Below are 19,464 nucleotides of genomic sequence, written 5' to 3'. Positions count from 1 at the left end.
TATTTAGACTTGTGTTAACTTCGTATGTTTGGTTAATTAAAACGATTGTAATGAATATTAAAAGTGTTAGTGTCCTAGTGTCTATTGCTGCTTTAGGGCTTGTTTCCTGTAATTTTTTAAACAATAAGTCTACCGTTGCCCAGGGTAGTAGTATATCATCTACAGATGCGGCAAGGGTAGGGAAGCCGAATATTATTTATATTTTGGCCGATGATTTAGGGTATGGTGATCTCGGTGTCTATGGACAAGAGAAATTTGAGACTCCCAATATCGATAAATTGGCTGCTGAGGGTATGTTGTTTTCCCAGCATTACTCTGGTAGTACCGTCTGCGCACCTTCTAGATCTGCACTGATGACGGGGATGCATACAGGGCATACTGTGGTAAGAGGGAATTATGAAATTAATCCAGAAGGACAATACCCGATTCCGGATGATACTTATACGATTGCTGAGCTTTTAAAAGAAGCAGGGTATACTACAGGTGCTTTTGGAAAATGGGGGCTTGGGTATCCTGGTTCCGAAGGAGATCCAAACTACCAAGGTTTTGATACTTTCTACGGTTATAATTGCCAAATGATTGGGCATAACTATTACCCGTATCATTTATGGTCAAATCAAGATTCTATTGTCTTGCCTGCGAATGCTGGTTTTAATAAAGGAACCTATGCACCGACGCTTATTCATGAAAAAACCATAGCATTTATAGAAGAGAATAAGGATACTCCTTTCTTTGCTTATGTGCCTTCTATAATTCCGCATGCAGAGTTGGTAGTGCCAGAGGATATCCACAACAAGTTTAGTGGGAAATTTGCCCCTGAAAAACCTTATAAAGGCGTAGATAGTGGTCGTGGTTATAAAATTGGGGGGTACGGTTCGCAGCCAGAACCCAGGGCGGCCTTTGCAGCCATGATTACCTTGTTGGATGAACAAGTAGGCGAAATTATGAAGAAGGTAGAAGATTTAGGGATCGCAGACAATACCATAATTATTTTTGCTTCCGATAACGGTCCTCATAAAGAAGGTGGTGCAGACCCGGATTATTTTAATAGCAATGCATCTCTTAAAGGATATAAGAGAGATTTATACGAAGGTGGGATTCGTGTTCCAATGATCGTTAAATGGCCAGGAAAAATTAAGGAAGGTTCTAAAACGTCACATGTGTCGGCTTTCTGGGATGTATTTCCTACAGTCGTGGAAATTACAGGGCAGGAAAAGAAAAATGGTTTAGATGGTATTTCTTTTTTACCGACTTTATTGGGGAATGAAGCGCAGCAACAAACGCATGAATATCTGTATTGGGAATTTCATGAGTTAGGTGGTAGACAGGCAGTGAGAATGGGCGATTGGAAGGCTGTAAAATATAATGTATTGAAAAATCCTTCAGCAAAATTGGAGCTTTATGACCTTTCTAAGGATGTGAAGGAGGAAAATAATGTGGCGGATGAGTATCCTGAAATTGTTGAAAAAATAGACAAAATACTCCGTGAGGCAAGAACCCCTTCTAAGGTGTTTAGTTTTGGAAACTCCTAATAAAGGTAGGTTTACAGCTTTTAGCAACGACTAGTATGTTATGGTAACTGTCTAAATTTTTTAAAAAGAATTTTAGACAGTTACTTTATTTTGATGTATGTTTGTTGCGGTAATAATTTAATGGGGTATTAGCTCAGTTGGTTTAGAGCGCTGCCTTGACAGGGCAGAGGTCACTGGTTCGAATCCAGTATGTCCCACTACAATAATTTTCTTTTACACTGCTATTTTCTACAGCAGTTCCAGTATTCGTTCTAGGGCCATGCCTCTAGAACCTTTGATCAGAATAGTGGACTTTTCAAGCTTTGTTGCTTTTAAATATTGTGCCAACTCATCAAACGATCTGTACTTGGTAAGGCTGTTTTGTGTTTTGTTAAAGTTTTCACCTACCAAAAACAGGGCATTAAAATTCATGCTTATGGCAAGATCTGATAATTCTTGATGTTCTTTTTCTGATGAGCTTCCTAGTTCAAACATATCACCTAAAAAAACAACCTTATTGCTCGCTTTTAGTTCCTTAAAATTTTCCAAAGCCAGTTTCATGCTTGTGGGATTGGCATTATAGGCATCCAAAACAATTTGGTAGCCATCTTTCTCTATAATTTGGGAGCGGTTGTTTTGAGGAGAATAGTTTTCTATGCCTTGTTTAATGAGGTCTAATTTTATTTTAAAATAGTGTCCTATTAAAATAGCGGCACAGCAATTTGTAAAATTATAACGCCCTACCAATTGAGTTTGTATGGTTAAATTTTCTACGGTTAAGCGCACAAACGGATCGGCATCTATAAATGTAATGGGATAGTATTGTTTATTATCGCTATAGCCCGATTTATGAGGGTATGAGTGAAGTCTATTGGTTTGTATTGGGTCGTCTCCGTTAAAGAAAATGTGTTTTTTGTTTAGTATAAGGTAATCGTATAGCTCGCCCTTGGCCTTAATAACGCCCTCAACACTTCCAAAGCCTTCTAAATGTGCCTTTCCGAAATTGGTTATATAACCATAATCGGGTTTGGCGAGGTTACAAAGGAATTCAATTTCTTTTGGGTGGTTGGCGCCCATTTCAACGATAGCGATGTCGGTCTCAGGGGTAATGGTAAGTAGTGTTAAAGGAACACCGATATGGTTGTTTAAATTGCCTTTTGTGGCGATGGTTTTAAACTCTGTGGAAAGTACCGCGGCAATCAGTTCCTTGGTAGTTGTTTTGCCGTTGCTCCCAGTAAGGGCGATAACAGTAGCTTTGCAATAATCCCTATGCCTTTGGGCAAGTTGTTGCAAGGTGGTAAGGACGTCCTTAACGACAATAATGTTGTCATGGTGATCGGTAAGTTTTTCATCGACTACGGCATAAGAGGCACCTTTTTTTAAGGCTTCTTGCGCATAGGTGTTACCGTTAAAATTATCGCCTTTTAAGGCGAAAAAAATACAGCTGTCGGTAATTTTTCTGGTGTCCGTACAGATGTTGGGAAACTCTAAGAAGAGTTGGTGTAGGGCTTCAATTGTCATAAATCGAAGATATAAAAAAAGCCCTTTTTGAAAAGGGCTTCTTATGAATTATTTATGAAATTCTTATCTGACTTTTTTAGCTCTTGGAGTTTTGTTTTTGCTCTTAGATTTTGAGCCGACCCTAGACATGGCGCATCTAAAACCTATGTAATCTGTTGCCATGTATTGTGGCAGATATCTTCTTTGAGCTGGATCTAACCAATAGGCTCTGTCTCTCCATGAGCCTCCCTTAAACACTCTTACCTCGTCATTTATCAAGGAAGTTCTGGTGTTAGATTTGTCATAAGCCCTAACGAGTTCGCCTCTTTCGTCTACTTGAACCTTGCTAACGGGAGCGTTGTACATTTTAATTTTATTTTCTTCATCATCATCTTCATTAAAACGGTCGTAGAATCTGGTAGATCCAGGTTCGCCATCCCTATAACCACGGTTGTCACTAGAGGAGAAATTGGTTCTTAAAAAAGTTTCTTCTTCTCCAACTGGAACCATTTTTATTTCTCCGGGTAAATTGACGGCCATGATCTTTCCGTTAGGAAGGGTGTCGTATACGATTGAGTCTCTTATGACATGTACCTTGCCGTCTTTTCCGATAGCTGTTTTCATGTACACGTTTCCTCTAAAATAATTAAAGTCGCTTATTTCATCGTCTACAATAGGTCTGTATACATCTGCCACCCATTCGGCAACGTTACCGGCCATATCGTAAAGGCCAAAATCGTTAGGTTTGTATGATTTCACTTCTGCGGTAATGTCTGCTCCGTCGTCGGACCATCCTGCAATACCACCATAATCACCTTTTCCTTGTTTGAAATTAGCTAATTGGTCTCCTCTGCCTACACGCTGACCGTTTCTGGTATAATCGCCGGCCCAAGGATATTTTTTTCTTCCCTTGTAATTGTTGTATTCTCTATTGCCAATCTGTGCTTGGGCGGCATATTCCCATTCGGTTTCTGTAGGCAATCTGTATTCTGGTAAAATAATACCGCTACTTCTTTTGGCAAAAGAAGAAATGGAATCTTTCTTTCTTTTTCCCTGAAGCGAATCTATTTGGCCGTTGTATACAGATTCTGGTCTGTTTAAATAGGCTTCGGTGCTAAAACCGCCTTCTACTTCGCCAGAAATCACCTTGTATTTGGCATCCTTGGATAGGTATCCTTCCCTTTCAAGCATAATCTCGTTTACACGGTCTGTTCTCCATTCCGCAAATTGAGTTGCTTGTATCCAATTTACCCCAACCACAGGATATTCCGCATAAGCAGGGTGGCGCAGGTAATTATTGGTCATCGTTTCGTTAAAGCCTAACCGATTTCTCCATACCAAGGTATCTGGTAAGGCTCCGGTGTAAATGTGGGCATACTTAGAATCCGATGGGGGGTATACGCTTTTTAGGTAATCCAAATATTCCAGATACATAACGTTTGTGACCTCTGTTTCATCCATGTAAAAAGATTGCACATGTTGTGAAGTAGGGGTGTTGTTCCAATCGTGCATCACATCATCCTGTACCTGGCCTTTTGTAAATGTACCTCCTTCAATAAAAACCAGGCCTGGAGCTGTTGCTTGCTCTTTAAAGTCTGAATTGTACTGAAATCCACCTTCTTTGGCATTGATCTTCCAGCCGGTGGCTCTCGAGACATTTTTGGACGAGGAGTTTTTACAACTTGTAAAACCACCTGCAATCACTGCGAAAGAAAGTACAACTTTGATGAATTGTTTTTTCATAATTTGGACTTGTGTTCAAAAACAAACCACTGTTAAATGGGATTGTTGTTCTTATTTTTGTTAAAAATTTCTGGCGCTATCGGCTTATAAAACGGCAATTAAGATAGAATATTTTATCACTGGTCTGATATTTTACGAAATAAATCTATGGCTTAATGCCGACGCTTCACAAGAATAACGGCTTAAAATATAATATAGTATGGACTTTTATTTTTTCTTCCCAAGAAATCTGTAAAATTAAAAAAGAGATTCTTAATTGGGCCGTAAAATTAATAATGTTTATCTCTATTTATAACTAAGGAGCAGAATTCTTTAAAAAAAGCGGTTGTTTGCACAAGATATGTTGAAAAAGATCGTTTCATTGTTACGGTTAGGTTTTATTAGTTTTAACTAGATTTACGTTTTTTATAGAAAACTACTACATTATAATGGGGGAAATGAGAAAAATATTAACACTGGTTCTTATAGTGTTTATGGGGAAAGTTGCGGCTCAGGAAGAGCGGGTTATTACTACTGCAGTTCCATTTTTAACCATCGCTGCTGATGCGCGGGCATCTGGTATGGGCGATATGGGAGTAGCTACTTCTGCAGATGCTTTTTCACAACAATGGAATCCGGCAAAATTCGCCTTTTCTAAAGTGAGAACGGGACTAGGCTTAAGTTATACTCCATATTTAGAAAGTATCATTACCGACATATCCTTGTTAAGTGCTGGTTTTTTTAGTAAAATAAATGATCGGAGTGCCTATGCTTTTGGAATACGGTATTTTACTCTTGGGGAGATAGAGCTAAGGCAATTTGCCGGGGATCCGGGAAGGCCTGCCAAGCCTAATGAGGTTGCTTTTGATGGGTCTTATTCCTTAAAGCTCAGTGAAACTTTTTCTATGGCCGTAGGGGGGCGTTTTATCAGTTCCAATTTAAAGCTGCCCGATGATGGTTTTGAAGATTCTAGAGCGGCTAGTTCCTTCGCTGTTGATGTTGCAGGATATTACAAGTCACGCGAAAGGGCTTACAATACTTTTGATGGGCGTTGGAGAGCGGGCTTTAACCTTTCTAATCTTGGGGGAAAGATTAAATACGATAACGGAGGACAGGAAAACTTTTTGCCGACCAATTTAAAAGTTGGACTTGGTTTCGATTTCATTTTAGATTTTGACAATGTAGTCTCTGTTACTACAGAGTTTAATAAATTATTGGTGCCAACTCCGAAAGATTTTAATGACGATGGGAAAATTAATGAAGTAGATAATGAAGAATACCAAAACATTACTTTTTTTGAAGGTGTCTTTAAATCTTTTAATGATGCACCAGGTGGATTTAATGAGGAGCTAAAAGAAATTACATGGGCGCTTGGAGCAGAATACGTCTACCAGGAATCGTTTATGTTAAGGACCGGGTACTTTCACGAAAGCGAATTAAAAGGGTCTCGTAAATACTTTACCCTAGGAGCTGGCTTCAGATTTAAATCTGCTGAAATAGATTTGTCATATCTATTCTCTACCTCACAAGTAAGAAATCCATTAGAGAATACCCTACGCTTCTCTCTTACCTTTAACTTAGGACAAGCGTTGTAGGGAAATGGCTGTGGTCAGGAAGTATAGGAGTCATAGCCAACAACTGTTTTTAGGTGGTTTTTTACTAAATTTAGCCCATAATATATAAGGTGTAGTCCATGAAAAAGCAGAAAATAAGTTTCGATCTTATGGTTTATGAGACGAAGGATGAATTGGAACAGAAGGATCAAGAATTAATGGAAGCTGCCATAAATGCCCGGAATGATGCCTATTCGCCCTATTCAAAATTTAATGTCGGCGCTGCTATTTTATTAGATAACGGGGAAGTGGTGATCGGAAACAATCAGGAAAACGCCTGTTATCCTGCAGGACTATGTGCAGAAAGAGTAGCCATATTTTACGCCTCGGCAAAATATCCAGGTACAATTATTAGAAGTATTGCCATTAGTGCCACCTCCCAAAATTATTGTATGGATAAACCAGCTGCCCCTTGCGGGAGTTGTAGACAGGTTATTTCAGAATATGAAGTAAAACAAGAGCAACCCATTGCTATAATTTTGATGGGAGAAACAGGGGAGGTACTTAAGTGTCAGTCTATTTCTGATATTCTTCCACTTGCCTTTAACAAGTCTTTCCTATAAAAAATTGTTTATTGCCTTTTTTTGAATCCTATTTTTGAATTTTTCTTAAAAATAGCTGAATTTGGTTCAGATTATAGCTTTATGAAAAGCTTTTTATTTAAATTTTTTTCCTGTTGAATTATATATGTATTTTTGTTCTCCGTTTTTATCATAACCAGGTATTGGGTAAAGGGAAATATTACAAAATCAACAATTAATGGAAAAAGTAACCAAAGAGGTCTACCTTAAATGGTATGAGGACATGTTGTTCTGGAGAAAGTTTGAAGATAAACTAGCTGCAGTATACATTCAACAAAAAGTTCGTGGATTTTTACACTTGTACAATGGTCAAGAAGCAGTTCTTGCTGGAGCATTGCATGCAATGGATTTGACTAAGGATAGGATGATCACAGCTTACAGGAATCATGTTCAGCCGATAGGAATGGGAGTCGATCCTAGGAATGTAATGGCAGAATTATATGGTAAAGTTACCGGTACTTCTAAAGGAATGGGTGGCTCTATGCATATTTTTTCTAAGGAGCACCGTTTTTACGGGGGTCACGGAATTGTAGGTGGACAAATACCTTTGGGAGCTGGATTGGCTTTTGCTGATAAGTATTTTAAAAGAGATGCAGTGACCCTATGTTATATGGGGGACGGAGCGGTAAGACAAGGAGCGCTTCACGAAAGCTTTAACTTGGCTATGTTATGGCAGTTGCCAGTAGTTTTCATATGTGAGAACAACGGGTATGCTATGGGTACTTCTGTCGCTAGAACCTCACACTCTACAGAAATTTGGAAACTAGGATTGGGCTACGAAATGCCATGTGGTCCTGTAGATGGTATGGATCCTGTAACCGTTGCCAAGGAAATGAGCAAGGCTATAGAACGTGCTAGATCTGGAGGAGGTCCTACTTTCTTGGAAATGAAAACGTATAGGTATAGAGGACATTCTATGTCTGATGCCCAGCATTATAGAACGAAGGAAGAAGTAGAGGAATACAAAAAAATTGACCCAATTTCTCAGGTGTTAGCCGTAATCAAGGAAAACAATTACGCTACAGAAGAGGAAATAAAAGGAATTGATAAAAGGGTTAAGAAATTAGTGAATGAATGTGAGAAATTCGCGGAAGAATCGGATTATCCACCAGTAAACCAATTGTATGACATGGTATACGACCAAGAAGATTTTCCATTTGTACAACATAAACTATAAGTAAATGGCAGAAGTAATAAACATGCCGCGACTTAGCGATACCATGGAGGAGGGTACTGTTGCTAAGTGGCTGAAACAAGTAGGAGACAACATAGAAGAAGGAGATATCCTAGCAGAAATTGAAACAGATAAGGCTACAATGGAGTTCGAATCTTTCAATGAAGGGGTATTGTTATATATTGGTATTAAAGAAGGCGATACCGCACCGGTCGATTCTCTTTTGGCTATCATAGGTGAAGAAGGTGAGGATATTTCAGGACTGATTAACGGAGCTTCTAATGCAGAAGTGGAAGAAACTGTGGAAGCGGCTGCCGAAGAAGAGGTTAACAATGAAGATAGCGACCAAGATATTCCTGAAGGAGTAGAGGTTGTTAAGATGCCTAGGCTAAGCGATACCATGGAAGAAGGTACTGTGGCCAGTTGGTTGAAAAAGGTAGGGGATGATGTTGAAGAAGGTGATATCCTTGCGGAGATTGAAACCGATAAAGCTACCATGGAGTTCGAATCTTTCTATTCTGGGGTGCTATTATATGTAGGAGTTCAGGAAGGAGAAACCGCTCCTGTTGATTCAGTATTAGCAGTTATTGGGCCAAAAGGCACCGATGTAGATGCTGTATTGAATGCTGGGAAAAGCAGTGCTCCCAAAAAGCAGGCTGCTGCTAAAGAAACTGAAAAAGTAACCAAGGAAGCAGCTCCAACGGCAACATCTACCGAGGCTATTGCTCAAGATGGTGAACGTGTTTTTGTTTCTCCATTGGCAAGGAAAATTGCCAAGGATAAAGGAATAAACCTAAGAGATGTAAAAGGTACTGGCGATCAGGGCAGAATTGTGAAGAAAGATGTGGAAGCATATCAGCCTAAACAAGCTGCACCAACAACTGCTGCTGCAACCCAAGCAGCTAAGCCATCGGCCCCTGCGCCTATTGCTTTGGCTGTAGGAGAAGAAAGCACTACTGAGGTTAAGAATTCGCAAATGCGAAAAGTAATCGCTAAAAGATTGGGTGAGTCTAAATTTTCGGCACCACACTATTATTTGACTATTGAGGTCGATATGGATTATGCCAAAGTTTCTAGATCACAGATCAATAGTCTGCCAGATACTAAGGTGTCGTTCAACGATATGGTGGTTAAGGCTTGTGCTATGGCTTTGAAAAAACACCCTCAGGTAAATACTTCATGGAACAACGATACTACACGTTACAACCAACATGTTCATATTGGTGTGGCCGTGGCAGTAGAGGATGGTCTGTTAGTTCCTGTGATTAAGTTTGCAGATCAGCAGAGCTTAACTCAAATAGGTGCCTCTGTTAAAGATTTGGCGGGTAAGGCAAGAAACAAAAAAATTGCTCCAGCAGACATGGAAGGCAGTACTTTTACCGTTTCTAACCTTGGAATGTTTGGAATAACCGAGTTTACTTCGATTATCAATCAACCAAATTCTGCTATTTTGTCCGTAGGGGCGATCGTAGAAAAACCTGTTGTTAAAAATGGTCAGATAGTTGTTGGTAGTACTATGAAAGTTACTTTGGCTTGTGATCATAGAACTGTAGACGGAGCAACAGGAGCTCAGTTTTTACAGACGCTAAGAGCATATCTAGAGAATCCGGTGACTATGTTAGCATAAATGATAAATTCATTCGTCAATTTTTTTCAAGACGGGACATTATAATTCAAAAAAGCATCCTACTGTACGGGATGCTTTTTTTGTTAAATTTAATTCAATAATAAACAACGATATGAAGGGAATTTTTAAAAGTTTACTGTTATTGCTATTAATAGCTAGTTGTGGGGTTCATAATACAAATGAAGTCGCGCTAAAGAAATCAACTCCTACTACGGGAAGTGCCCAGGGAGATCAAATAACCACAGTTGAAAAATATCTGGAGGCCCCTTTGGCATTTTCAAAGAAGGAACGGGTAGGCGAAATTTTGGGGTATTTGGCTTCTGACGAACTAGAGGGAAGAGAAGCTGGAAGCGAAGGTATAGATAAGGCTGCAGCCTATATAGAAGACCTTTTTAAAAATTATGGGATAGCACCTTTTTTTACTAGCTATCGGGATACCCTTGCTAATTTTGAGAAAACAACCTTTAATATGGTTGGTTATATCGAAGGTACCGATGAGAACTTAAAAAATGAATATGTTATCATTGGGGCGCATTACGACCATATCGGTAGAATTGCCGGAGTAGCCGGAGATGATATAGCTAATGGCGCTAATGATAATGGATCTGGAACTACTGCAGTGTTAGAGTTCGCTCGTTATTTTGGACATACCAAGGCCAATAAACGATCTGTTATTTTTGCCTTGTTCAGTGCGGAAGAACAAGGGCTTTTAGGGTCTAAGCACTTAGCCGATCGATTGAAGGAACAAGAGCTTGATTTATATACCATGCTCAATTTTGAAATGGTAGGGGTTCCCTTGGTCAATAAGGACTATATGATGTATGTTACTGGGTATGAAAACTCTAATTTAGCGGAGGTTTTTAACGCCTATGGTAAGGATAAACTGGTTGGATTTTTGCCAACCGCGAAGGAGTATAATTTGTTTAAAAGATCTGACAATTATCCGTTTCATGAAACCTTTGGGGTACCGTCTCAAACATTTTGTACTTTCGATTTTACCAATTTTGACCATTACCACAAGGTAGGTGATGAGGTTTCTGCGATCGATATGGAGCACATGAGCTTATTGGTAAATAGAACGATTCCGGTTCTGGAAAAAATCATCAACGCACCAACAAAAGAAATAAGTTATAAGTAATGGCAAATATTATTATTACAGGAAGCAGTAGGGGGATAGGATTTGAAATGGCAAAGTTGTTTGCAGATCAAGGGCACAAGGTTTTGGCTTTGTCGAGAAACGACGGGCCTATAGCGGCACTGAACAACAAAAATATTTATAGTTTTCCCTTTGACCTTTCCAAACCATCGGACTATGCGAAATTGGATGCTTTTTTAGCCGAAAATTGGAATCAGGTAGATGTTCTTATCAACAATGCTGGGAAATTGTTGAACAAGCCCTTTTTGGAATCTTCTATGGAGGAATTTGAGGCGGTGTACAAGGTAAATGTCTTTGGGGTGGCCGAATTGACTAAAAAAATAATCCCATTAATGCCTAAAACCGGGCATGTGGTTACGATTAGTTCTATGGGAGGTGTACAAGGGAGCATGAAATTTCCCGGTCTATCGGCCTATAGCTCTAGTAAAGGAGCTGTAATTACACTGACAGAATTATGGGCAGAGGAATTTAAAGAAGCAGGTCCTTCTTTTAACGTCTTGGCTTTGGGGGCGGTAAACACAGAAATGCTGCAGGAAGCTTTTCCGGGATATGAGGCTCAAGTATCGCCCTTGGAAATGGCTAGTTATATTATGGACTTTGCCTTAACAGGAAACAAATTGTACAATGGGAAGATGTTGCAGGTTTCTAATAGCACCCCTTAGATTAGATAGGTGTTATTTAAAAGTGTGTTAACAGCATCTTCTCAAAACCAACGATGAGGGATGTTGTGGTATCAGAGGTAAATCTTCTATTAATTCGAAACCCCCTAATGGATATTATGATATCCGTTAGGGGGTTTATATTGTTGGTTTTAGAATAATTTCTAAGAAATAATTATTTTTTTTTCAACGGTATATTGATAGGTTGCCCCGATCCCGAAAGCAAATCGGCAATGAGTTTTGTTTGCGGAAACTGTTCTAAAATAATTTTTAGGAATACCGTTATTGGGATGGCCATTATAAGTCCAGGAATCCCCCAGATAAATCCCCAAAACATTAACATTACCAATACGGTAATGATGTTTATAGAAAAAGATTTACCCATAAAAATAGGCTCCAAAATAGATCCAAATAGTACTTGTACTCCTGTAATGGAAAGCGTAAAGAACAATAAAGTACTGCTCGGTTCTAATTCCACAAAGGCGAAAATACTCAATAAGATTACCGTGGCAAATGATCCTACCATTTGTATAAAGTTAATAGCAAAGGCAAATAGTCCCCAGAAAATAGGGAAACTAACATCGAAAACAACACAGGCAATTCCAGTGCCGATTCCTGTAAACAAACTTACGAGGAATTTAACCTTGATAAATTTTATAAGGTCATTTTCAATTTTCATAAAAGCCTTTACTGAAGTGTGTTTTTGCTTCAATATGGTGCTATTCATCAATTTTTGAACATTGATGGATTCTGCTAGCCAAAGAACGACGAAAAATACAGTCATTAAGGTCATCGTCAATGTATTCCCCAGAAAATTAAGGGTGGAGCTAAAGTTTTTAACAATACTTTCCTTGGGAACTATATTGTTAAAGATAGATTCGTCCTCAGAATAAGGAATACCGAAGTATTCTTCCATACCAACTAATAAGGTCTTTAGTTTTGGTTCGGCCTTTTCAAGGAAAGCTTTATCGCTAGATAAGATTTCTTTGCTGGTAAGTTGTATCAGTTCGCCTCCAATTTTTAAAGCCCCTATGATAATTAGGATTACTATAAAAATACTAAAGGGTCTAGGTAGTTTTTTTTTGCTCAACCATCTCATTAAAGGTAAAAACAAGAGGGCTATGAACATAGAAAATACCAAAGGTATGAAGATGAACGATAATAGTTTCAGCAAATAAAATACTAATGGGATCACTATAATTAGTAATAGTTTATTGGTGGTTTTTATACTATTCATTTCTTAAATTCGAGTTTATAAAAGCTATTGGCACTAGAAAGTGCAAAGTTAGGTGAAAGATGTTATCTTTAATCGTTAATTAAAATCTAAAAAAGGCTGTAAATTATAGTTTTTATGTCTGGTGTTGACTAATTTATTTAAATATCGAGGAGCACATTCAAAACGGATTTTAAAATTTCTATTTTTGCGGGTATGCAGGGCATCTTAGAAAAGTATCTACCAGAAAGGGCAGTGAGTCCATGTTTGGAATTAATAAAGCAATTTGGGGTTAACCTTAAAATTGTTAATCAAAGGGTTACTAGGCATGGGGATTATAGGAGAAGGCCTAATGGTTCCCATCAAATAACCGTTAATGCCAGCCTTAATAAGTACCGGTTTTTAGTCACATTGATTCATGAAATAGCGCATTTAATGGCTTTTGAGAAATATGGTTATAACATTAAGCCACACGGTTTGGAATGGAAGAAAACTTTTCAGTATTTAATGTTACCTTTCCTTCGTCCTGAAATATTCCCTTCTGAACTGTTACCGTTCCTAGCCAATCATTTTAAGAATCCGAAAGCTAGCAGTGATACGGATGCACGTTTGTCCTTGGCTTTAAAACAGTTTGATGATATAGAAAGGAAGCTCAGTTATATATTTGAATTGCCACATGACAGTATTTTTAGAATATATAACGGGAAGTTATTTCAGAAAAAGTATAAAAAAATAAAACGCTACGAGTGCGTTGAGATGGCAACGGGGAAGGTTTATCTCTTTCAGCCAAACGCAGAAGTAGAGTTGATAAAAAGTTAAATGCATTATTTAATGAAGAAAAATTATTATGCGGTTTTAATGGCAGGTGGCATTGGATCTAGGTTCTGGCCAACAAGTACCTCCGAGTTCCCAAAACAGTTTCACGACATGTTGGGGTCCGGGGAAACCCTGTTGCAAAAAACTTTTAAAAGACTTTCTGATTTTATTCCCAAAGAAAATATACTGGTATTGACCAATGAGCGATACAACGACTTGGTTTTGCAGCAATTACCAATGGTTAAGCCCTCGCAATTAGTTTTAGAGCCGGCAATGCGCAATACTGCTCCTTGTATATTATATGCTGCTTTAAAAATACAGAAGATGGATCCCGATGCTGTTATGATAGTGGCTCCAAGTGATCATTGGATAGAAGATGAAGAAGCCTTTTCTAAGGATGTAATTGAATGCTTTGACCGATGTGAAAAAGAAAGTGTGTTGTGTACCTTAGGTATAAAACCTACTTTTCCCAATACTGGTTTTGGATATATAGAATATGAAAAAGGGAAAGATGAGAATTTAAAAAATGTTCTTCAATTTAGGGAAAAACCCGATTATAATACGGCTAGGGAATTTATCTCTCAAGGGAATTTTTTGTGGAATGCAGGGATTTTTATGTGGAGCGCGAAGGCTATATTAGATGCTTTTAAAAATTATCAACCCCAACAATATTCTTTATTTGAAGTCGGGATTCCGGTTTTAAATACAGACGATGAACAAGCTTTTATTAAACAACAATATCCCAAAGCCGATAATGTGTCCATAGATTATGCTATTTTGGAGCCTGCTAAAAATATTTACGTGTTACCGGCTAACTTCGATTGGAACGATCTGGGGACCTGGGGGTCTTTGTACGATAAATTGGAAAAGGACGAACACAATAATGCCGTCGTTAATTGTCGGTTACTTTCCGAGAACTCCACAGGGAATATTATCCGCTCCCCTAAAGGGAAAATAGTGGTTGTAGACGGACTAAACGATTATATTATTGTAGACAAAGAAGAGGTGCTTTTGATATACCCTAAGTCCAAAGAACAAGATATCAAAAAGGTGCTTTCCGGAGTAAAAGAGAAATTTGGGGATCAATATATTTAATAATGAAAGAAAATACAGAACAAGATAGAGAGAAGCGGTTGGCTGACGAAAACAAACAAGAAATAAAAAAGGATTTAAAGGGGCTTTTAGGAGGGATAAAGGTATTTCTTGTCGACTTATTGGATATTAGGCAAAATACAGATCAGGAGGCTACTAAGGAGTCTATTATAGCCGATATCCCCTTTAAAGGGCATACCTCGTGGATTTTAATATGTTCTATTTTTATAGCTTCCGTCGGATTAAATGCCAATTCTACAGCAGTGGTTATTGGAGCGATGTTAATTTCTCCGCTAATGGGGCCTATTTTGGGAATAGGGCTGTCCTTAGCGATTAATGATATAGACACTTTAAGACGTTCTATAAAAAACTTTACGGTGATGGTTGTGCTTAGTGTATTTACCGCCTTTTTGTTTTTTTACTTTTTTCCGTTACGGGATGAGTCTTCGGAATTGTTGGCCCGTACCGCTCCAGATATAAGGGATGTGCTCATTGCTTTTTTTGGAGGCTTGGCCTTGGTAATAGCTAGGGCAAAGAAAGGAACCATTGCCAGTGTTATTTTTGGAGTGGCGATTGCTACGGCTTTAATGCCTCCTCTTTGTACCGTTGGTTTTGCTTTGGCGATTGGAAATTTTAGTTATGCCACTGGGGCAATGTACCTTTTTACTATCAATACCATATTTATTGGTTTAGCAACCTTTTTAGTGATTAAAGTGTTGCGTTTCCCAATGGTGCGTTATGCCAATTCTCAACGAAGGAGATTTATTGCTAGAATGGCTTCTATAGTAGCTGTTGCAGTTATGATCCCAGCCGGATTTACTTTTTATGATGTGTTTCAGGAATCGATATTTAGAAAGGATGCAAAAGATTTTGTGAAGAAAAATATCGTTCCTTATAAATTGCCAGGGGAAGGAAGGTATTTGGAAAATTTAACGGAAATCCAATATAACCATGGGGTAAACGGATTTATCGAGTTAGTTTTTATGGGGAGTGAACCTATACCGGAGAACGTGATAGCGACATGGAATGCCCAAAAAGATAGTTATGCGAAATTGAAGAATACCGAATTAAAAATCGTCCAGGGATCTAAGAATTTGGAATTAGACCAGATGAAATATGTAAACGAACTGTACGAATCCCAAAAGACAGAATTGTTAAGCAGGGAACAGCAGATTCAGGTGTTGAGGGGTGAGGTGACTAAATTGAATAAAATGGCGGAAAAGCAAATTCCTTTCCAAGATATTAGTGCTGAGGCCAAATTGAATTATGATAATATGGCAAGCATAGCTTTTGCCTATACTATTTCGACTGACTTCAATACCCTAGATACTATTCCTGTATTTCGTGTAAAATGGAAGGCTGGACTTTCGGAAAGGCAGATGAATGAGCAGTCCGAAAAATTATCGAAATGGTTGCAATTGCGCTTAAAGGACCCTAAGATTCAGGTGAAAAAAGAATTGAATTAAAGCGGTGAACATCCGCTTTAATTTCGCTCTTCCAAATACATTTGACGTACTTTTTTAAACAAATCAGATGAATAAACAAAGTCGGTAACGGCTTTGTTGTCTGTTTTGAATATTTCTTTATTACTACCTTCCCATTCCTTATAACCATTTTTTAGGAAAACAATTTTTTCTCCGATTTCCATAACAGAGTTCATATCATGAGTGTTAATGACTGTAGTGATATCGAATTCTTGGGTAATTTCATGAATGAGGTTGTCTATAAGGATGGCTGTTTTAGGATCGAGTCCCGAGTTTGGTTCGTCACAAAATAAATACTTGGGGTTCATGACAATAGCCCTGGCAATAGCAACCCTTTTTTGCATACCTCCTGAGATTTCGGAAGGATATTTGTGGTGGGCATCTTTTAAGTTGACCCTTCTTAAAACGATATTGACCCTATCTTGCATTTCGGATTTCGATTGTTTTGTAAACATGTCCAAAGGAAACATAACGTTTTCTTCTACGGTCATAGAGTCAAATAAGGCACTTCCCTGAAATACCATGCCTATTTCCTGTCTTAAATTCCTTTGTTGATCCCCTGTTAGGTTCCTATATATTTTACCGTTGTAAATAATATTTCCCTTATCAGGTGAAAATAGCCCTAGCAGGCACTTTAGGAATACAGTTTTACCAGATCCGCTCTGCCCTATGATAAGGTTTGTTTTTCCTTTCTCGAACTGAGTACTCACACCTTTTAAAATATGGGCTTCCCCAAAAGATTTATGTATATCGTCTACTTTGATCATTATCCTAATAATAATTGGGTGAGTACATAATTTACAATAATAATAACCACACTGGTCCACACGAAAGAGGTCGTACTAGCCTTACCGACTTCCAAGGCTCCGCCTCTCATGTAAAATCCGTGAAATGAAGGGATGGTAGCTATAATGAGGGCAAAAGCAATAGTCTTTATAAAAGAATAGGCCACGTGAAAAGGAATAAAATCTAACTGAATACCTTCTACAAAGTCGGCACTAGAACTAAACCCGCCAAAAACACCGGCGATCCATCCACCGAAAATACCAACATACATGGCAATGGCAATCACGAAAGGATATAATAACATGGCAATAATCTTGGGGAACACCAAATAGTTAAGAGAGTTGATCCCCATTACTTCTAAGGCATCGATCTGCTCGGTAACCCTCATAGTACCGATACTGGAAGTAATATAAGAACCTACCTTCCCGGCCATGATAATGGAGGTAAAAGTGGGCGCAAATTCTAAAATCACCGATTGCCGTGTGGCAAAACCAATAAGGTTACGAGGAATCAACGGATTTGTAATATTCAATGCCGTTTGAATGGCGACAACCCCTCCGATAAAAAAGGAGATAAAAATAATAATCCCGAGAGAGCCGTAAATTAATTCATCTATTTCTTTCAAAATTAATTTCCTCATTATGGGCCATTTTGTAGGTTTTTTGAAAACCTCCCTAATCATGATAAAATAGCTGCCAATTGATGCGATGTAATTCATGCAGTAAAAATATGCTTATGACTGTAAAAATAACAATATTAGATGTCATTTAACCTTGATTTAAAATATTAAAGGATTTATTTCTATATTTTTGGTGGTTAAATTTATAGATATATGTGTCATAGAAAGTTCCATTTATTTTATTTTCTTCTTTTCTTGAGCTTTAATGTCGGGGTGCTGAACGCCCAGCGAAAAATAAAGCAGAAAACTGATAGTCACGAACAGCTTGCTATTGCGACTACCCCAAAATTGGTAGTGGGTATTGTGGTAGATCAAATGAGATACGACTACTTAAGTCGTTTTTGGCACCAATACGGGGACGGTGGTTTTAAACGCATGGTTCAAGAAGGGTTTAATTGCAAAAATAATCACTTTAACTATGCCCCAACCTATACAGGGCCTGGTCATGCTTCCGTATATACCGGAGCAACACCGTCCAGTCATGGAATAATCGGGAATGACTGGTACGATAAAGAGTCGGATAAAAGCGTGTATTGTGCAGGAGATCCGGCATATTCCTCTGTTGGAACGGCCTCCAAGGCCGGAGAGATGTCTCCTCATAGGATGACATCGACAACCCTTACGGATCAATTGAGATTGCATACCCAAATGCGCGGTAAGGTAATTGCAATTTCCTTAAAGGATAGGGGAGCTGTATTGCCAGGAGGACATTCGGCAAATGCGGCCTATTGGTTCCATGGGGAAAATGAAGGTAATTGGATTACTAGTTCTTACTATATGGATGAATTGCCAAAATGGGTATCCGATTTTAATACGGCAAGAAGTGTCGATAAGTATAAAAAACCATGGACCACTTTAAAGGATATAAAAACCTATACGGCAAGCGGATCCGACGACAATGCTTATGAAGGGCTTTTTAAAGGACAGACTAGCCCTACCTTTCCTCATGACTTGGAAGCATACTGGGATGAAAATGGACAATATTCTATTTTAAAGGGAACTCCTTATGGTAGCAATATAACCACAGACTTTGCTTTGGCAGCGGTAAAAGAAGAGGCTTTGGGAACAGATGATATTCCAGATTTCCTGGCAGTTAGTTATTCTAGTACGGATTATGTAGGCCATAAGTATGGCGTAAATTCCAAAGAAATAGAAGACACCTATGTTCGCTTGGATCTAGAGCTTGAACGTCTTTTTAATTCTCTTGACAAGACAGTAGGTAAAGGGGAGTATACAGTTTTCTTGACATCTGATCATGCCGGAGTGCATGTGCCAGCATATCTTCAGGACAATAAGCTTCCTGGTTCCTACGTAGATTTTAGAGCTGTTAAAGAGGAACTTAACACGTATTTAAAAGATACTTATGGTACAGTGGACTTGGTTCGTAATTTTTCTAATAATCAGGTGTTTTTGAATCATGAAGTAGTAGAAAATTTAAATCTTAATTTGGTGGCTGTTCAGGAGGCTGTAGCGAAGCATTTATTACAGAATAAAGAAATACATCAGGTTTTTACAGCGCATCAATTGTTACAAAACGAGTACACTGTCGGTATACCTAATATCATTCAAAATGGGTATAATGCAAAACGCTCGGGCGATGTTGTATTAGTGCTAAAACCAGGTAGTGCTAGTTATGCCAGGACAGGCTCTACCCATGGATCTCCATGGAAATACGATACCCACGCACCTTTGTTGTTTTTTGGAAAGGGCATTAAAAATGGTAGCACTGTAAAGAGAACCGAAATTCCGGATATAGCGCCTACTATTTCTGCTTTATTGGGAATAGCTTTTCCTTTTGGAGCTACAGGAGAACCTATTATTGAAGTTGTAGAGTAAAAAAGCTCATTAAGT

16 protein-coding genes and 1 tRNA gene are annotated in these 19,464 nt (G+C 38.5%); 12 read left to right on the top strand and 5 right to left on the bottom strand.

The genetic code is table 11. The features are described 5' to 3' along the window. Positions 1 to 50 precede the first annotated feature (50 nt). Both HCG49_RS16485 and HCG49_RS16480 read left to right on the top strand, forming a co-directional pair. Complete coding sequence (locus tag HCG49_RS16485) at positions 51 to 1,532, top strand: arylsulfatase (RefSeq protein ID WP_168470619.1); 1,482 nt, start codon at positions 51 to 53, stop codon at positions 1,530 to 1,532. 122 nt (positions 1,533 to 1,654) lie between these two features. Next, positions 1,655 to 1,729 (top strand) — tRNA-Val (locus HCG49_RS16480). 31 nt (positions 1,730 to 1,760) lie between these two features. Here the strand turns inward: HCG49_RS16480 and HCG49_RS16475 are convergent. Beyond that, positions 1,761 to 3,032, bottom strand: coding sequence for a UDP-N-acetylmuramoyl-tripeptide--D-alanyl-D-alanine ligase (locus HCG49_RS16475; RefSeq protein ID WP_168470618.1), 1,272 nt, complete (start codon positions 3,030 to 3,032; stop codon positions 1,761 to 1,763). A gap of 63 nt (positions 3,033 to 3,095) precedes the next feature. After that, on the bottom strand, positions 3,096 to 4,754 hold the full coding sequence (gene gldJ, locus HCG49_RS16470) for a gliding motility lipoprotein GldJ (protein ID WP_168470617.1): 1,659 nt from the start codon (positions 4,752 to 4,754) through the stop codon (positions 3,096 to 3,098). Positions 4,755 to 5,191: 437 nt separating this feature from the next. On the opposite strand from gldJ, the gene porV reads away from it, so the two are divergent. The 6 genes from porV to HCG49_RS16440 all read left to right on the top strand — a co-directional run bounded on the left by porV (position 5,192) and on the right by HCG49_RS16440 (position 11,546). Next, positions 5,192 to 6,328, top strand: coding sequence for a type IX secretion system outer membrane channel protein PorV (gene porV, locus HCG49_RS16465; protein ID WP_168470616.1), 1,137 nt, complete (start codon positions 5,192 to 5,194; stop codon positions 6,326 to 6,328). Positions 6,329 to 6,426: 98 nt separating this feature from the next. Further along, entirely contained in the window at positions 6,427 to 6,909 is a 483-nt protein-coding gene (cdd, locus tag HCG49_RS16460; protein WP_168470615.1) for a cytidine deaminase, read from the top strand. Positions 6,910 to 7,105: 196 nt separating this feature from the next. Then, positions 7,106 to 8,104, top strand: coding sequence for a pyruvate dehydrogenase (acetyl-transferring) E1 component subunit alpha (gene pdhA / locus HCG49_RS16455; RefSeq protein WP_168470614.1), 999 nt, complete (start codon positions 7,106 to 7,108; stop codon positions 8,102 to 8,104). A 4-nt stretch (positions 8,105 to 8,108) separates the two neighbouring features. After that, positions 8,109 to 9,728: a pyruvate dehydrogenase complex dihydrolipoamide acetyltransferase gene (locus tag HCG49_RS16450; protein WP_168470613.1), complete on the top strand. Its 1,620-nt coding sequence runs from the start codon at positions 8,109 to 8,111 to the stop codon at positions 9,726 to 9,728. Between the two features lie 112 nt (positions 9,729 to 9,840). Continuing rightward, positions 9,841 to 10,866, top strand: a complete 1,026-nt coding sequence (locus HCG49_RS16445) for a M28 family metallopeptidase (protein WP_168470612.1) — start codon at positions 9,841 to 9,843, stop codon at positions 10,864 to 10,866. Further along, positions 10,866 to 11,546, top strand: a complete 681-nt coding sequence (locus HCG49_RS16440) for an SDR family NAD(P)-dependent oxidoreductase (protein ID WP_168470611.1) — start codon at positions 10,866 to 10,868, stop codon at positions 11,544 to 11,546. Before HCG49_RS16445 ends, HCG49_RS16440 begins: the two co-directional genes overlap by 1 nt. A gap of 172 nt (positions 11,547 to 11,718) precedes the next feature. On the opposite strand, the gene HCG49_RS16435 is transcribed toward HCG49_RS16440, so the two are convergent. Continuing rightward, positions 11,719 to 12,780, bottom strand: a complete 1,062-nt coding sequence (locus tag HCG49_RS16435) for an AI-2E family transporter (RefSeq protein WP_168470610.1) — start codon at positions 12,778 to 12,780, stop codon at positions 11,719 to 11,721. A 192-nt stretch (positions 12,781 to 12,972) separates the two neighbouring features. On the opposite strand from HCG49_RS16435, the gene HCG49_RS16430 reads away from it, so the two are divergent. Genes HCG49_RS16430 through HCG49_RS16420 form a run of 3 tightly spaced genes read left to right on the top strand, consistent with a single transcriptional unit; the run spans position 12,973 to position 16,130 of the window. Further along, entirely contained in the window at positions 12,973 to 13,575 is a 603-nt protein-coding gene (locus HCG49_RS16430) for a SprT-like domain-containing protein (RefSeq protein ID WP_168470609.1), read from the top strand. 12 nt (positions 13,576 to 13,587) lie between these two features. Then, on the top strand, positions 13,588 to 14,667 hold the full coding sequence (locus HCG49_RS16425; RefSeq protein WP_168470608.1) for a mannose-1-phosphate guanylyltransferase: 1,080 nt from the start codon (positions 13,588 to 13,590) through the stop codon (positions 14,665 to 14,667). 2 nt (positions 14,668 to 14,669) lie between these two features. Beyond that, a complete protein-coding gene (locus HCG49_RS16420) occupies positions 14,670 to 16,130 on the top strand; it encodes a DUF389 domain-containing protein (RefSeq protein ID WP_168470607.1) in 1,461 nt (486 codons plus the stop codon). A gap of 17 nt (positions 16,131 to 16,147) precedes the next feature. Here the strand turns inward: HCG49_RS16420 and HCG49_RS16415 are convergent, their stop codons facing one another. After that, the gene (locus HCG49_RS16415; protein ID WP_168470606.1) at positions 16,148 to 16,915 is read right to left on the bottom strand and encodes an ABC transporter ATP-binding protein; all 768 of its coding nucleotides are present in this window, start codon (positions 16,913 to 16,915) and stop codon (positions 16,148 to 16,150) included. Then, the gene (locus HCG49_RS16410; RefSeq protein ID WP_168470605.1) at positions 16,915 to 17,652 is read right to left on the bottom strand and encodes an MlaE family ABC transporter permease; all 738 of its coding nucleotides are present in this window, start codon (positions 17,650 to 17,652) and stop codon (positions 16,915 to 16,917) included. The genes HCG49_RS16415 and HCG49_RS16410 overlap by 1 nt, the downstream gene beginning before the upstream one ends. Before the next feature lie 114 nt (positions 17,653 to 17,766). Here HCG49_RS16410 and pafA point away from each other — a divergent pair, with 114 nt between their 5' ends. Then, entirely contained in the window at positions 17,767 to 19,449 is a 1,683-nt protein-coding gene (pafA, locus tag HCG49_RS16405; protein WP_168470604.1) for an alkaline phosphatase PafA, read from the top strand. The last annotated feature ends 15 nt before the right edge of the window (positions 19,450 to 19,464 follow it).

It is taken from the genome of Arenibacter sp. 6A1, assembly GCF_012272855.1.
Taxonomy (GTDB): Bacteria; Bacteroidota; Bacteroidia; order Flavobacteriales; family Flavobacteriaceae; genus Arenibacter.
The sequence above is the reverse complement of the archived record's forward strand: the minus strand, read 5'-3'. Positions and strand labels throughout refer to the sequence as shown.

Coding starts and splice junctions, on each gene's coding strand:
- HCG49_RS16440 (WP_168470611.1), top strand. CDS start 10,866: ATGGCAAATATTATTATTACAGGAAGCAGTAGGGGGATAGGATTTGAA.
- HCG49_RS16410 (WP_168470605.1), bottom strand. CDS start 17,652: ATGAATTACATCGCATCAATTGGCAGCTATTTTATCATGATTAGGGAG.
- cdd (WP_168470615.1), top strand. CDS start 6,427: ATGAAAAAGCAGAAAATAAGTTTCGATCTTATGGTTTATGAGACGAAG.
- pdhA (WP_168470614.1), top strand. CDS start 7,106: ATGGAAAAAGTAACCAAAGAGGTCTACCTTAAATGGTATGAGGACATG.
- HCG49_RS16420 (WP_168470607.1), top strand. CDS start 14,670: ATGAAAGAAAATACAGAACAAGATAGAGAGAAGCGGTTGGCTGACGAA.
- porV (WP_168470616.1), top strand. CDS start 5,192: ATGAGAAAAATATTAACACTGGTTCTTATAGTGTTTATGGGGAAAGTT.
- HCG49_RS16445 (WP_168470612.1), top strand. CDS start 9,841: ATGAAGGGAATTTTTAAAAGTTTACTGTTATTGCTATTAATAGCTAGT.
- HCG49_RS16450 (WP_168470613.1), top strand. CDS start 8,109: ATGGCAGAAGTAATAAACATGCCGCGACTTAGCGATACCATGGAGGAG.
- gldJ (WP_168470617.1), bottom strand. CDS start 4,754: ATGAAAAAACAATTCATCAAAGTTGTACTTTCTTTCGCAGTGATTGCA.
- HCG49_RS16430 (WP_168470609.1), top strand. CDS start 12,973: ATGCAGGGCATCTTAGAAAAGTATCTACCAGAAAGGGCAGTGAGTCCA.
- HCG49_RS16415 (WP_168470606.1), bottom strand. CDS start 16,915: ATGATCAAAGTAGACGATATACATAAATCTTTTGGGGAAGCCCATATT.
- HCG49_RS16435 (WP_168470610.1), bottom strand. CDS start 12,780: ATGAATAGTATAAAAACCACCAATAAACTATTACTAATTATAGTGATC.
- HCG49_RS16425 (WP_168470608.1), top strand. CDS start 13,588: ATGAAGAAAAATTATTATGCGGTTTTAATGGCAGGTGGCATTGGATCT.
- HCG49_RS16485 (WP_168470619.1), top strand. CDS start 51: ATGAATATTAAAAGTGTTAGTGTCCTAGTGTCTATTGCTGCTTTAGGG.
- HCG49_RS16475 (WP_168470618.1), bottom strand. CDS start 3,032: ATGACAATTGAAGCCCTACACCAACTCTTCTTAGAGTTTCCCAACATC.
- pafA (WP_168470604.1), top strand. CDS start 17,767: ATGTGTCATAGAAAGTTCCATTTATTTTATTTTCTTCTTTTCTTGAGC.